The sequence below is a fragment of the Kineococcus sp. NBC_00420 genome (assembly GCF_036021035.1).
Taxonomy (GTDB): domain Bacteria; phylum Actinomycetota; class Actinomycetes; order Actinomycetales; family Kineococcaceae; genus Kineococcus.
Window position 1 is genome coordinate 3756810 of the sequence record NZ_CP107930.1, and the last position, 13323, is coordinate 3770132.

Sequence of the window (13323 nt, forward strand, 5' to 3'; positions counted from 1 at the left end):
GCCTGAGATCGAACTCGCCGAGGTGGGTGCGGAACGTGCGCACCGCCCCGTGCTCGTCGTCGACTACGGAGCCCAGTACGCGCAGCTCATCGCGCGCCGGGTCCGTGAGGCGGACACCTACTCCGAGATCGTCCCCAGTTCCATGCCGGTGGCCGAGATCCTCGCGAAGAACCCCGCGGCGGTGATCCTCTCCGGCGGCCCGTCCAGCGTGTACGCCGAGGGCGCCCCGCAGGTCGACGCCTCCCTCTTCGAGGCCGGGGTCCCCGTCCTGGGGATCTGCTACGGCTTCCAGGCGATGGCCAAGGCGTTGGGCGGCGAGGTCGCCCAGACCGGTCAGCGCGAGTACGGCGGCACCGTCGCCAACCTGAGCGACGCCGCCGACTCGACGTTGCTGCACGACCAGCCGACCGAGCAGTCGGTGTGGATGTCCCACGGGGACAGCGTGTCCCGCGCACCCGAGGGTTTCCGGGTGACCGCGTCCTCGGCCGGTACCCCGGTCGCGGCCTTCGAGGACGACGAGCGTCGCCTCTACGGCGTGCAGTGGCACCCGGAGGTCAAGCACTCCACGCACGGCCAGGACGTCCTGGTGAACTTCCTGCGGGGCGGTGCCCGCATCGACCCGGACTGGACGACCGGCAACGTCATCGAGGAGCAGGTCGCGCGGATCCGCGCGCAGATCGGTGACGGCAAGGTCATCTGCGCCCTCTCCGGTGGCGTCGACTCCGCGGTCGCCGGGGCCCTGGTGCAGCGCGCCGTGGGCGACCAGCTGACCTGCGTCTTCGTCGACCACGGCCTGCTGCGCGCGGGGGAGTCGGAGCAGGTCGAGAAGGACTTCGTCGCCTCCACCGGGGTGAAGCTGCACGTCGTCGACGCGGTCCAGCGCTTCGCGGAGGCGCTGGACGGGGTCAGCGATCCCGAGCAGAAGCGGAAGATCATCGGCCGCGAGTTCATCCGCGTCTTCGAGCAGGCCGCCCGCGACGTCGTCGAGGCTGAAGGTGCGGCCGGGGGCGAGGTCAAGTTCCTCGTGCAGGGCACCCTGTACCCCGACGTCGTCGAGTCCGGTGGCGGCACCGGCGCGGCGACGATCAAGAGCCACCACAACGTCGGCGGGCTGCCGGACGACCTCGCCTTCGAACTCGTCGAACCGCTGCGGGCGCTGTTCAAGGACGAGGTGCGCGCGGTCGGCGTGCAGCTCGGTCTGCCCGAGGCGATGGTCTACCGCCAGCCGTTCCCCGGTCCAGGACTCGCGATCCGCATCGTCGGGGCGGTGACCCCGGAACGCCTCGAGATCCTGCGGTCCGCCGACGCCATCGCCCGGGCGGAACTCACCGCGGCCGGTCTGGACCGCGACATCTGGCAGTGCCCCGTCGTGCTCCTCGCCGACGTCCGCTCGGTCGGGGTCCAGGGCGACGGGCGGACCTACGGCCACCCGATCGTGCTGCGTCCGGTGTCCTCGGAGGACGCCATGACGGCGGACTGGACGCGGCTGCCCTACGACGTGCTCGCGAAGATCTCGACCCGGATCACCAACGAGGTGCCCGAGGTGAACCGCGTGGTGCTCGACGTCACGAGCAAGCCGCCGGGCACCATCGAGTGGGAGTGAGCCTCCTGCGGTCCCGGACGTGAGGAGGGGCTGACCCCGGGAGGAGTCAGCCCCTGCCGTTCTCGAACGTCACTTCTCGTCGAGGGCGTCCTTGGTCTTCTCGACGTTCTGACGCGCAGCGCCCATCCCCTGGTCCTTGTGGCCCTGCGCCGTCAGCTCCGCGTCGTCGGTCTTCTTCCCGACGGCTTCCTCGGCCTTGCCGACGGTCTGCTGCACGACGTTCTTGGCCTTGTCCGCGATGGACATGTCCGCTCCTTCTCCACGATGGTCACCGGTGGTCCCGGTACCCCGAACGGTAGGAAGCCCGGCGCCTTCCTGCCCGTTGAAACCGTCAGCCGGCCGTCACGGGGTCAGGAACCCGGCGATCGCAGCGGCGAACCGGGGGTCGGTGAGGGCTGCGCCGTGGTCACCCCGGACCAGCTGGAGCCGGGCTCCCGGGACGGCGGCGACGAGGACCTCCGGGCGCTGCGCGAGGGGGTCGGCGTCGCCGGCCACCACGAGCGTGGGCGCGGTGATCCGGTCCAGCGCGAGGGGGGAGGCGTGCACGGCGTCGGCCTGGGCGGCCAGGGCCGGCAGGTCGTTGCCGGTCTGCTCGGCGAACTCGCGGAACCCCCGGACCATCGGGTCGGTGATCGTGGCGGGGTCGGGTGAGCGCAGCGCCTCGGCGAGGCGGGCGGAGGAGAGGGCGCGGGTGTCCACGCCGCCCACCTCGACGATCCCGGCGCCGACGCCGCCCACGGCGAGGCGGTGGACGCGGTCCGGGTGGGTCGAGGCCACCAGCAGCGAGACGACCGACCCCATCGAGTACCCGACCAGGTCGACCTGCGCCAGGTCCAGGGCGTCGAGGACGTCGATCACGTCGGCGGCCATCCGGGCCTCGCCGTAGCGTGCCGCGTCGTGGGGCTTGTCCGACGCCCCGTGACCGCGGGCGTCCACCGCGACGACCCGGCGCCCGGTGGCGAGCAGGGCGTCCAGGACCCCGGAGCGCGGCCACTCCACGGACGTGCTGGAACTGAAGCCGTGGTGCAGCAGGACCGGGTGGGCCTGCGCCCCGGCGCCGGAACCGTCCCAGCCGTGGACGGCGAGCGTGAGCCCGTCGCCGGTGGTGATCCGCCGGGTGTGCCCGGTCGGGGCCACCTCAGTTCTCCTGCGCGGTGAAGTCGGCGGGCAGGTCGCCGGGGGCGACGGAGACGACGGTGTCGTCGTCGGTGCCGACGTGCTCGAAGAACGTGATCCGGGCGAACTCGGGGACGACGAGGATCGGGTAGGTGGGCCCGGCGTCGCGGTAGCGCCGCATCAGGGGCAGGTGGTCGTTCTGGAACAGCACGGTCCTGGACCCGTCCTCCTCCACCCAGCGGGGGAAGAAGATGGTGCCGTGCAGGCGGCGCCGTCCCGGCATGACGTTGACCACGACCGACGTCCCGGTCGGTTCGTTCCAGGAGAGCTTGAAGCTGTCCTCGTCGAGCTGGACGAGGTCGACCTCCTGGTCCTTGACCCACCGCCCGCCGACCATCCCGGAGTGGATGCGGTAGTCGATGGTGCGTTCGTTCTTGACGTACATCTCGTACTGCCAGCCGTTGGCGTAGGTGTAGACGAACCGGTGCCCGACCAGTCCGTCGAGGTCCTGCGGGGGTGTGGGGTCGCTGGGCGTGGGCGTCGGCGCGCGGTGAGTCGTCACGCGATGATTTTGCGTGCAAAAGCAGTTGGGGTCAAGCGGACCGCCGGGGCAGGATGAGGGCGTGCGCGACGACACCTCCACCGCGGCCGGTCTCTCGGTCCTGCTGGGACCGTTGCGCCGCAGGGTGTTGCGGCGCAGCCGCGAGCTGGCCGACCTGCCGGACCTCCCCGAGGCCCAGGTCGAGCTGCTGCGCGTCCTGACCGACCGTGGCCCGCTGACCCCGAGCCAGTTGGCCGAGACCCTGCACCTGGCGCGGTCCACGATCAGCAACCTGCTGCGCGTCACGGGGGTCGCCGGTCTCACCGAGCGGTCCTCCGCCGGCGGTGACCTGCGGGTGGTCAACGTCAGCGCGACGGGTTCCGCGCGGTCGCTGCTGGCCCGTTACGACCGGGCGAGCGCGACGACCCTGGCCACTGCGGCGAACCGTCTGAGCCCGCAGGACCAGGCGGCACTGCCCGGGGTCGTCGCCGTGCTGGGACGGCTGCTGGCGGCCCTCCAGGACGAGGACGAGAGCGACGAGGGAGTGACCTCGCCGCCGGTCGCCGGTTAGACCCGGAAGGTCACGACGAGCGCGGTGAGGTCCCCGGCCGCCCGGGAGACCTCCGCCGCCGCCGTCGCCGTGGCCCCCGCGCTGTCGGTGGTGCGCGACGCGGCCGCGGCGATGCCGGAGATGTTCGTGGAGATCTCCTGCGACCCGGTCGCGACCTCGTTGACGTTGCGGACCATCTCCGACGTGGTCGCGGACTGCTCCTCCACGGCGGCGGCGATGGTCGCCTGCAGGCCGTCGATGCGGGCGATGACCTCGGCGATCTGCCCGATGACGACCGACGCCGCCTCCGCGTCGGTCTGCGTCGCACCCACCCGGGACACGATCTCCTCCGTCGCCCGCGCCGTCTGCTGCGCGAGTTCCTTGACCTCGCCGGCGACCACGGCGAAACCCTTGCCCATCTCACCGGCCCGGGCGGCCTCGATGGTCGCGTTCAGGGCGAGGAGGTTCGTCTGCTCGGCGATCGAGGTGATGAGCTTGACGACGTCACCGATCTCCCGGCTGGAGGTGCCGAGGCGCTGGATGGTCGCGTTGGCCTCGTCGGCGGAGGCCACGGCGGTGCTCGCGGTGGAGGACGCCTCGGCGGTGGCGCTGGAGATCTCCCGGATCGCGGACGTCATCTCCTCCCCGGCGGCGGCCACCGTGGCGATGTTGGCGGAGATCTCCCCGGTGGCGGCGGAGACGACCTGGGCCTGCGCGGCGGACTCCTGCGCCCCGTGGGACAGCTCGCCGGCCACGGACGTCAGCTGCTGCGAGGACCCGGCCAGGTCGGCCGCCGAGGAGGCCATCCGGGAGACCACGGAACGGATGCCGTCGCGGGCGCGGTTGACCGCCCCGGCCATCGCCCCGAGCTCGTCGGCGGAGTGGACCTCGGCGGCGACGGTGAGATCGCCCTCGGCGACGGCGTCGAGGGCGGTCGCGACGCTGTCGAGCTGGCGGCGGATCAGCCGCACGACGGCCAGGCCGATGGCCCCGGAGAGCAGCAGCCCGCCGACCAGCACCGCGAGGACGATCGTCCTGGCCCGGCTGACGGCCTGTTCGGCGGCGGCCCGACCGGCCGCGGCCTGGCGGGTCTCGTCCGCCTGCAGGGTGGCGATGGCGGCGTTGAAGCCGTTCTCGGCCCCGCCGAAGCGGGCCCCGATCTGATCACCCGCGGGCATCTGGAAACCGCTGGGCGGCGCTTGCTGCAGCACCAGGACGTCGCGCAACGTGGCGTACTCGCCGTAGGAGGTGCGCAGTTCCGCGACCGCCTTCGACGACGCGCCGACGGAGCCGCGGGCCTCGTAGCTGTCGAGGGCCTTCGTGAGCGCCGCGTCCGCCTCGTGGGCCGACTGGACGGAGGCCGGGACGTCGGCGCCGGGGATGAGGGCCAGGAACTCCGCGCGGTACTGGGCGGCGATCGCGCCGCGCGCGGTGGAGATGTCCGCCATCCCCGCCACGTGCTGGTCGCTGATCTTCGCGACCTCGTCCTCGGCGCGCTGCATGCCGACCAGACCCACGGCGCCGACCCCGACGGCCACGGTCGACGCGGCCAGGACGGCGGCGGCGATCTTGGTCGTCATCGACCGGTCGGCGAGCAGTCGTCGGGTTCCGGGGTTCTGAGCGGGCACGGGTTCCTCCTGGGGGTGAACCCTCCGCATCGGCGGCCGAACGGGTGACCTTGAGCGGGACCGGGCGGGGCATGCTGAGACCGTGACGACGCGCCTGACCACCCCGTGGTGGCTGCCCCGGGACCCGGACCCCGCCCGGGAGGCGACGGGGAGTCGTGAGCCCACCGCCGTCCTCGACCACTCCGCCGAGGCGGTGCGGAACCTCGCGGCGCGGACCCGTGGCGGGGACGAGCGGGAGCGCCTGCGCTCGGCCCACGCTCTGGTCTCGGTGGCCGTCCGCCCGGTCTACGCCCTCGACGAACTGCAGCCCGCGTCGGTGACCCTGCGCAGGGGCAGGGGATCGTGCAGCCAGCGGATGGCCGTGCTCGAGGCGACGGCACGCTCCCTCGACGTCGTGACCCGGTGCCGCGGGCTGCTCGTCGACGGGCGGTTCTGGTACCCGAGGTTCCCGCGCCTGCACCGGTTCGTGCCGGACGTCGTCGTCCTGGCCTGGCCGGAGTTCCGGGTGGAGGGTTCCTGGGTGCCGGCCTCGCACCTCTTCGCACCCCCGGGCGCCGGGATTGCGGCCTTCACGAACCGGGACGGCGAGACGCTCTTCGAGGCCCTCGCCCGCGGTGCCGTCTCGCTGGAGGACTGCACCGGGGGCTGCGCGCGCGACGGCCACGACGAGGCCGCCGGGTTGGCCGACCGGGTCGTCGCCGACCTCGGCCGGTTCGACTCCCGCGACGAGTTGTTCGCCACCCACGGCCAGACGTTGTGCCCCCTGGTCCGTCGGGTCGTGGACCCCGTCACGAGCCGGTCCTCGGCCAGTCAGAGCTCGCGCTTCATCCCGACGTGCGACGCGACGAAACCCAGCCGTTCGTAGAACCGGCGGGCGTCGACGCGGCGCGCGTCGCTGGTCAGCTGGACGTGCCCGCACCCGCGTCGGCGGGCCTCCTCGAGCGCCCAGCCGATGAACTGCGACCCGAGGCCACCGCCCCGCCGCGCAGAATCGATGCGCACCGCCTCGAGCTGCGCGCGATCCGAGCCGCGCCGGGACAACCCCGGCAGGACGTTGAACTGCAGCGTCCCGACGAGCGTGCCGTCGGCGTCGGTCAGGACGAACAGTTCCGAGGACGGGTCGGCCTCGATCCGCGCGAACGCGGCCAGGTAGACCGCCTCGTCCTCGGCCTCGTCCCCGGTCTCGCGCACCGAGTCGCGGTCCGCGGCGATCTGGTCGTCGTGCAGCATCGCCACGATCCCCAGGACGTCGCCCGCCCGCGCGTGGCGCAGTTCGACCGGACCCGTGGGGGTCTCGAAGGTCGCGAGGTTCACGCCTGCGCCGTCCGGCGGGAGCGGCGCAGTCCGAGCACACCCGCGAGAACACCGACGAGGACACCGAACGTCGCGCCCCAGCCCGTGCTCCCGCTCACGACGCCCGAGTGGAGGACTCCCGCGAAGAACGCGAGCAGCAGCACCAGGTACGGGACCACGCGCCACCGCGCGATCCGGGTTCCGCTGCCGGCGTGCACCCCCAACCGTGCGGCGTAGAGGAGGACCACCCAGCTGATCGCGCCGAGCAGCAGCATCAGGGTGAGGGCGTAAGGGAAACCCTGCGCCCCACCGAGCCACACCATGACGGTGGCGGCGGCCATCCCGGCCCACAACGTCAACTGCATCCCGACGGCCGAGGCCTCGTTCCACACGTCCCGTTGAGGTTCCTCGCGGTAGAACGGGTTCCCGAGGTCCCCGACACCGGCGGCCAGCCGGACGAACACGCTCTCGCGCGGATCCTTCTCGTCGTGCTCGTGGTTCTGGTGGTTCTGGTGGTTCACGTCGTCGCCTCCTCCGCGTCGAAGAGTTCTTCGACGCTCCGTCCCAGGTGCCGTGCGATGTCGAGGGCCAGGTAGACCGACGGGGCGTAGTTCCCCGCCTCGATCGCGACCACCGTCTGCCGCGTCACGTCGGCCGCCGTCGCGAGTTCCGCCTGCGTCAGTCCGCGGACCGTCCTCGCCGCCCGGACGCGGTTCCCTCGGCCCTGTGCCGATGTCCTGCCCATGACCACGAGTGTCAAGTAGACCTGACACGATGTCAAGGGAACCGGACACGGACCTCAGAGCGAGTCGGCGAGGATCCGCACCGCGGCGTCGATGTGCTGCTCGGGGATCGCGGCGAAGCAGAGACGGAGGTAGGCGGCGTCCTCCTCGGCCACGACGAAGTGGCGTCCCGGCCCGACGGCGAGACCCCTGGTCAGGGCGCGGCGGGCGAGTTCGACGTCGTCGGTGCCGCGCGGCAGGCGCACCCAGGTGGAGAACCCGCCGCGCGGGCGGACGAAGCTCCAGTCGGGCAGTTCGCGGGACAGGGCGGTCGAGAGCTTCGTGGCCCGCGCGCCGAGGGCGGCCGACAGCGAGCGCAGGTGCGCGTTCCAGCCCGCCCCGGTCACGAGTTCCACCGCGGCCTCCTGCAGCGGCCGGGACACGATGAGGTGGTCCACCACGGCCAGGCCGGTGATGCGTTGCGCCACCGGGCCTCGCGCGACGATGCACCCCACCCGCAGGCTGGGTCCGGCGGCCTTGCTGAGCGAGTTCACCGTGATGACCCGGCCGTCGGTGTCGTCGCGCAGCAGGGACGGCGGCGGTGTCGGTCCGTGGCTGAGCCACCGGGCGAAGTCGTCCTCGACGATGAACGCCCCGGCGCGGGCGGCGATCTCCAGGACGGGGCGGCGGCGTTCCGCGGCCAGGACGTGGCCGTCCGGGTTGGCGTAGGTGGGCTGCAGGTACAGCACCCGGGAGCCGGTCTGCTCGAAGGCACGTTCCAGCAGTTCGGGGCGGACGCCGTCGGTGTCCGTGGGGACGGGGATCGGGACGAGACCGGCGCTGCGCAGCAACGCGATCGCCCCCGGGTAGCTCGGGACGGCGACGAGGACGGGACTGCCGGCCGGCACGATCGAACGCAGCACCGTCGAGAGCGCGCCCTGGCCGCCGGGGCTGACGAGGACGTCGTCGCGGTCGGCGCCGAGCTGCTGGGCGAACCAGGTCCGCAGTTCCGGCATGCCCTGCAGCGGTGGGGTCGTCCACGCCTCCGGCCGCCGGGCTGCGCGGGCCATGGCCGCCGACAACCTGGACGACGGTTGCAGCGACAGGTCGAGGTAGCCGCGGGACATGTCCAGGACGTCCTGGGAGGGGATCGCCAGCGAGGCGAGCACCCCCTCGGTCCGGACGGGGGAGGCGCCGAGGGCCACCCGCTGCCAGTCCGTGTCGACGGTCTGGGTCCGGCTCGCGCGTGCGACGAAGGTGCCCGCGCCCGGCCGGGTGGCGACGGTCCCGTCCGCGACGAGCACGTCGATCGCCCGCTGGACGGTGACCGGCCCGACGCCGAGGTCGCTCACCAGCCGGCGACTGCTGGGCAGTTTCGTGCCCGCGGGCAGGGTCGCCGCGAGGTCCCGCAGGCTGGCGGTGACGCGCTGCACACTGCTACCGTGGTCCATGAGAAGAGAGAATAGCGCTTTCGTCAGCCAGTCCGGTAGCGGTTCACAGGGCGAGTGGTGATCCTGATGGGCGTCCTGATCGTTCTCTGCGTGCTCCTCGCTCTCGCGCTGACCGCTCCGTTCCTCGGTGCGGACACCCGCTTCGACGGATCCGGTACGCAGCCTGACCGTCCCCGTCGGGGAAAGCGCTACCAACGCCTCTGGGATTCCGCTATCGCCGAGGAGGTCCATCGGGACCAGTTCGAGCGGACGAGCTGAGGGACTTCCCAGGTCCGCCACGTAGCCTGGGGGGGTGTCAGATCCCCGTCGCGGCCTCAACGGCCGGCTCGCCGGACTCGGCCTGGTGGCCCTGCTCGTCGTGGTCGTCTGCAGCGGCCTCGGGGTCTGGCAGTGGCACCGCGGGAACGTGGTCGTCACCGAACCCCCTGCGGCCCAGCCGGTCGTCCCGATCTCGACGGTCGTCGACGCCGGGGCCTCGGGTGCCGCGGCCGTGCTCTCCGGTGACGAGGTCGGCCGCCGCGTCGAGGTCCACGGCACCTTCGACCCGGCCCTGGACCTGCTGGTCCCCGGGCGTGAGCTCGGGGGGACCGTCGGGTCCTGGGTCCTCGGCGTCGTCGTGCTGGCGGACGGGTCCGGGGTCCCCGTCGTGCGGGGCTGGGTCCCGCAGGGGCAGGCCGCGCCGCCCCTGCCGACCGGCGTCGTCGACCTGACCGGGACGCTGCAACCCCCCGAGAGTTCCGACCTCGCACCCTCGACCGCCGTCCTGCCCGAGGGGCAGACGTGGATCGTCAGCGCCGCGGACCTGATCAACCGCGTGGACTACGGCGTCGCCAACGCCTACGTCACCGACGCCGCGCCGGCCGCCGGGTTGAGCGCCGTCCCGCCCGCCGATCCCGGGCAGGCCTCGCACCGCCTGGACTGGCGAAACCTCGCCTACGCCGCGCAGTGGTGGGTGTTCGGGTTGTTCGCGATCGTGATCTGGGTGCGGGTCGTGCGCGACGAGCACGCCGCCGCAGGAGAGGATGACGGCGACGCGAGCTCGGACGAGCACGTCGACGGTCACGGAGGACGAGACATGAGTGGTGCCCGGTGAGTGCTGAACGAGGTGCGCGAGGTGCGCGAGGTCTGCGTTCGGTCCCCAAGGTCCGGTCCGCGCTGACGCGCTACCGCGTCATGGCCTGGCTGACCGGCATCGGTCTGGTCGTCCTGGTGCTGGTCGGCATGCCGCAGAAGTACTTCGGTGCCTTCGGGGGCGGGGACCGCGTGGTCGAGGTCGTCGGTGTCGCCCACGGCTGGCTCTACGTCGTCCTGCTCATCACGACCTTCGACCTCGGCAACCGGCTCCGGTGGTCCTGGCAGCGGATGGTCCTGACCGCCCTGGCCGGGACGATCCCGTTCCTGTCCTTCTACGCCGAGCGCAAGAACGCCCGGTTCGCGCGGACCCACCTCGACGCCCGCCAGGCGCCGCGCGCCACCGCGTGAGGGCGCTGCAACGCGTCGCGGTCCACGCCGCGGTCGTCGAGGAGGGCGGCGCGGACGACCGGCTGCTGACCCTCGACGGTTCGCTGCCCTGGACGGTCCTCGCCCACGGCGAGACCCCGACCGCGGCGCTGCGGCGCGTCCTGGGGGAACACGCCCAGGTCGGGGGACTCCTGGCCGTCCACGACGGTCGCCGCACCCAGGGCGACGTCGACCTGCACACCGTGCACCTGGTCCTGGCCGTCTCGGTCGCCGAACCCCCGGCGGGGGAGTGGCGGCCGGTCGGGGCGGAGTGGCCGCTCGTCGCCGACGCCCTCGTGGCGCTCGAGGAGGCGGAACTGCGGCGCACGGCACCCGCGGAGGACCCCGACGTCCCCGTCGTCCGGCAACGCCTCGCCTGCTACGCCGTCGTCGTCGCGGACGGGTCCCTGCTGCTGACCCGGCTCAGCACCACCACCCCGAGCCCGGGGCGCTGGACCTTGCCGGGAGGCGGTGTCGACCACGGCGAACACCCCATCGCCGCCGTGGTCCGCGAGGTGCACGAGGAGACCGGCATGGACGTCGTCGTGACCGGTCTGGCCGAGATCGGTGCCGAGCACTTCACCGGGCGCTCGCCGCGGGGGGTCCTGGAGGACTTCCACGCCGTGCGCATCCTGGTGACGGCCGCGCCGGTCGAGGTGAAGGTTCCGCAGGTCCTCGACGTCGGCGGCAGCACCGATCTCGCGCAGTGGATCCCGTTGTCCGAGGCGGAAGGCGTCGGCCTCGTTGGAGTTGCGCAACGTGGGCTCGCGATCGCTCTCAGTGAGAACTCGCCGGGGGCACCGCCCGCCGAAACCTGATGTTCACGTGTGGAGTGACCCAGGGGTTCCCTGGACGTCACTGTGACTGGCAGACTCCGGCGCCAGTCACCCACCTCGTGGAAGCGAGCTCATGCGCACAGGTCGTCCCCTCGTCCGGTTCCTCAGTTCGGGAGCCGTGCTCACGGTCCTGGCGACCCCGCTGCTCGCGGCTCCCGCCGAGGCGGCCACCCCCGGGCAGATCCCGACGCTGCTGCCCGCCCCCGCACCCGGCCAGACGCAGATCCAGATCGGCGCGTTCAACGACTTCCACGGTCGCCTCGAGGCCCCCGACGAGACCGACGACGGACAACCCGTCGGTGGGGCGGCCCAGCTGGCCGGTGCGCTGGACGTCATGCGCGCGCAGAACCCCAACACCATCGTCGTCTCCGCCGGTGACAACGTCGGAGCCTCGACGTTCACCTCCTTCATCCAGGAGGACGCCCCGACGATCGCCGCGCTGAACCAGATGGGCGTCGCCGTCTCCGCGGTCGGCAACCACGAGTTCGACCAGGGCTACACCGACCTCACCGACCGCATCGGGGTGACCGGTCGCCAGGGCGCGAACGGTGCCGACCCGCTGGCGGCGTTCCCCTACCTCGGCGCGAACGTCGTGAAGGCCGACGGGACCCCGGCCCTGCCCGCCTACGCCACCACCGAGGTCGGTGGGATCCGCGTCGGGTTCATCGGGGTCGTGACGCAGCAGACGTCGAGCCTCGTCGCCCCGGCCGGCATCGCCGGGTTGCGCTTCACCGACCCCGTCGCCGCCGCGAACCGGGTCGCCGCGCAGTTGTCGGACGGGAACACCGCCAACGACGAGGCGCAGGTCATCGTCCTGCTCGCCCACGAGGGTTCGTCCGGGACCGACTGCGCCGCGGTCGGTTCCGAGGGCGCCTTCGGGCAGATCGTGCAGAACTCCTCCCCGCAGATCGACGCCATCGTCTCCGGGCACACGCACATGCTCTACGACTGCGAGTTCCCGGTCGCGGGCAAGGCCGTCGCCCGTCCCGTCGTCTCCGCCGAGAGCTACTCGGTCGCCGTGGACAACCTCGTGCTGAACGTCGACGACGTCACCGGTGACGTCGTCGCCCAGGCCCACCAGGTCGTCCCGGTGGAGGGTTTCACCCCCGACCCGGCCGTCCAGAAGATCGTCGACGACGCGGTGGCCTTCGCGGACCAGGTCGGCACCACGCCCGTCGGTTCGGTCACGGCCGACATCACCCGCGCGTTCTCCGGCGCCGACGACGACCGTGGGACGCAGTCCCCGCTCGGGAACCTCATCGCCGACGCGCAGTTGCAGCAGACCGAGGGCGCCGGTGCGCAGATCGCGTTCGAGAACCCCGGCGGCATCCGCGACGACCTCGAGTACGCGGCCTCGGGCAGCGAGGGTGACGGTGTTGTCACCTACGCCGAAGCCGCTGCGGTGCAGCCGTTCGCGAACTCCGTCGTGACCCTGACCCTCACGGGTGCGCAGGTCCGCCAGGTGCTCGAGCAGCAGTGGCAGCCCGCGGGTTCCTCGCGGCCGTTCCTGGCCCTCGGGGTGCCGAAGGGATTCTTCTTCACCTACGACGACGCGGCCCCGGCCGGACAGCACGTCAAGTCGGTGACCCTCGACGGCGCGGAGCTCGACGCCACCGCGCAGTACCGGGTGACCGTCAACAGCTTCCTGGCCTCCGGCGGCGACAACTTCACGACCCTGGCGGAGGGGACCGACAGGGTCGAACTCGGGAAGACCGACCTCGAGGCGTTCACGGCCTACCTGGGCCTGCCCGAGAACGCGCGGCTCGCCCCGGACCAGGAACCCCGTTCCGCCGTCGCGACCGAGATCCCGCCCCCGGTCGTGGAGTCCCCGGCGCCGACGGCGACGCCCACGGTCCCCGCCGTGGCCGTCCCGACCCCGTCGGCCACGACCTCGAAGCCGGCCGCCGCGGCGGTCGCCGAGGAGGACCTGGCGACCACCGGCGCGGACATCGCGCCCTGGATCACCGTCGGTGCGGCGCTCGTCCTGGCCGGTGGTCTGCTGATCACCGCGGCGGCGCGCCGCCGCCACGCCTGAATCCTCCCCACAACGGAGAACGCGCCCACCGGGAGACCCGGTGGGCGC

At 72.7% G+C, this 13323-nt stretch carries 15 protein-coding genes; 7 read left to right on the forward strand and 8 right to left on the reverse strand.

What is annotated here, in order from left to right; all coding sequences use genetic code 11:
• The first annotated feature begins 7 nt into the window (after positions 1–7).
• Positions 8–1603, forward strand: coding sequence for a glutamine-hydrolyzing GMP synthase (gene guaA / locus OG218_RS18570; protein ID WP_380162230.1), 1596 nt, complete (start codon positions 8–10; stop codon positions 1601–1603).
• A 69-nt stretch (positions 1604–1672) separates the two neighbouring features.
• Here guaA and OG218_RS18575 read toward each other — a convergent pair whose 3' ends face one another.
• The 3 genes from OG218_RS18575 to OG218_RS18585 form a co-directional block, all read right to left on the reverse strand.
• Complete coding sequence (locus OG218_RS18575; RefSeq protein WP_328294701.1) at positions 1673–1849, reverse strand: CsbD family protein; 177 nt, start codon at positions 1847–1849, stop codon at positions 1673–1675.
• Positions 1850–1945: 96 nt separating this feature from the next.
• Positions 1946–2740 carry an alpha/beta fold hydrolase gene (locus OG218_RS18580; RefSeq protein WP_328294702.1) on the reverse strand — a complete coding sequence of 265 codons (795 nt, stop codon included), beginning with the start codon at positions 2738–2740 and terminating at the stop codon, positions 1946–1948.
• A 1-nt stretch (position 2741) separates the two neighbouring features.
• Positions 2742–3281: a phenolic acid decarboxylase gene (locus OG218_RS18585; RefSeq protein ID WP_328294703.1), complete on the reverse strand. Its 540-nt coding sequence runs from the start codon at positions 3279–3281 to the stop codon at positions 2742–2744.
• Positions 3282–3342: 61 nt separating this feature from the next.
• Here OG218_RS18585 and OG218_RS18590 point away from each other — a divergent pair, with 61 nt between their 5' ends.
• Positions 3343–3831, forward strand: a complete 489-nt coding sequence (locus OG218_RS18590) for a MarR family winged helix-turn-helix transcriptional regulator (RefSeq protein WP_328294704.1) — start codon at positions 3343–3345, stop codon at positions 3829–3831.
• On the opposite strand, the gene OG218_RS18595 is transcribed toward OG218_RS18590, so the two are convergent.
• Positions 3828–5438, reverse strand: a complete 1611-nt coding sequence (locus tag OG218_RS18595; RefSeq protein WP_328294705.1) for a methyl-accepting chemotaxis protein — start codon at positions 5436–5438, stop codon at positions 3828–3830. The genes OG218_RS18590 and OG218_RS18595 overlap by 4 nt on opposite strands.
• Positions 5439–5520: 82 nt before the next feature.
• Here OG218_RS18595 and OG218_RS18600 point away from each other — a divergent pair, with 82 nt between their 5' ends.
• On the forward strand, positions 5521–6303 hold the full coding sequence (locus OG218_RS18600; protein ID WP_328294706.1) for a hypothetical protein: 783 nt from the start codon (positions 5521–5523) through the stop codon (positions 6301–6303).
• Here the strand turns inward: OG218_RS18600 and OG218_RS18605 are convergent.
• The 4 genes from OG218_RS18605 to OG218_RS18620 form a co-directional block, all read right to left on the reverse strand.
• A complete protein-coding gene (locus OG218_RS18605) occupies positions 6249–6668 on the reverse strand; it encodes a GNAT family N-acetyltransferase (RefSeq protein WP_442906527.1) in 420 nt (139 codons plus the stop codon). The genes OG218_RS18600 and OG218_RS18605 overlap by 55 nt on opposite strands.
• An 80-nt stretch (positions 6669–6748) precedes the next feature.
• Positions 6749–7252: a hypothetical protein gene (locus OG218_RS18610; RefSeq protein WP_328294708.1), complete on the reverse strand. Its 504-nt coding sequence runs from the start codon at positions 7250–7252 to the stop codon at positions 6749–6751.
• A complete protein-coding gene (locus tag OG218_RS18615; protein ID WP_328294709.1) occupies positions 7249–7476 on the reverse strand; it encodes a helix-turn-helix transcriptional regulator in 228 nt (75 codons plus the stop codon). The genes OG218_RS18610 and OG218_RS18615 overlap by 4 nt, the downstream gene beginning before the upstream one ends.
• Positions 7477–7530: 54 nt before the next feature.
• Complete coding sequence (locus tag OG218_RS18620; RefSeq protein ID WP_328294710.1) at positions 7531–8886, reverse strand: aminotransferase-like domain-containing protein; 1356 nt, start codon at positions 8884–8886, stop codon at positions 7531–7533.
• 310 nt (positions 8887–9196) lie between these two features.
• Between OG218_RS18620 and OG218_RS18625 the strand changes: the two genes are divergently transcribed.
• From OG218_RS18625 to OG218_RS18640, 4 genes are all read left to right on the forward strand, one after another.
• Positions 9197–9997 (forward strand): SURF1 family protein, encoded by an 801-nt coding sequence (locus tag OG218_RS18625; protein WP_328294711.1) that lies wholly within the window; start codon positions 9197–9199, stop codon positions 9995–9997.
• The gene (locus OG218_RS18630; protein ID WP_328294712.1) at positions 9994–10386 is read left to right on the forward strand and encodes a DUF3817 domain-containing protein; all 393 of its coding nucleotides are present in this window, start codon (positions 9994–9996) and stop codon (positions 10384–10386) included. The genes OG218_RS18625 and OG218_RS18630 overlap by 4 nt, the downstream gene beginning before the upstream one ends.
• The gene (locus OG218_RS18635; protein ID WP_328294713.1) at positions 10383–11222 is read left to right on the forward strand and encodes an NUDIX hydrolase; all 840 of its coding nucleotides are present in this window, start codon (positions 10383–10385) and stop codon (positions 11220–11222) included. Before OG218_RS18630 ends, OG218_RS18635 begins: the two co-directional genes overlap by 4 nt.
• 91 nt (positions 11223–11313) lie before the next feature.
• Positions 11314–13275, forward strand: a complete 1962-nt coding sequence (locus tag OG218_RS18640) for a bifunctional UDP-sugar hydrolase/5'-nucleotidase (protein WP_328294714.1) — start codon at positions 11314–11316, stop codon at positions 13273–13275.
• Positions 13276–13323: the final 48 nt, after the last annotated feature.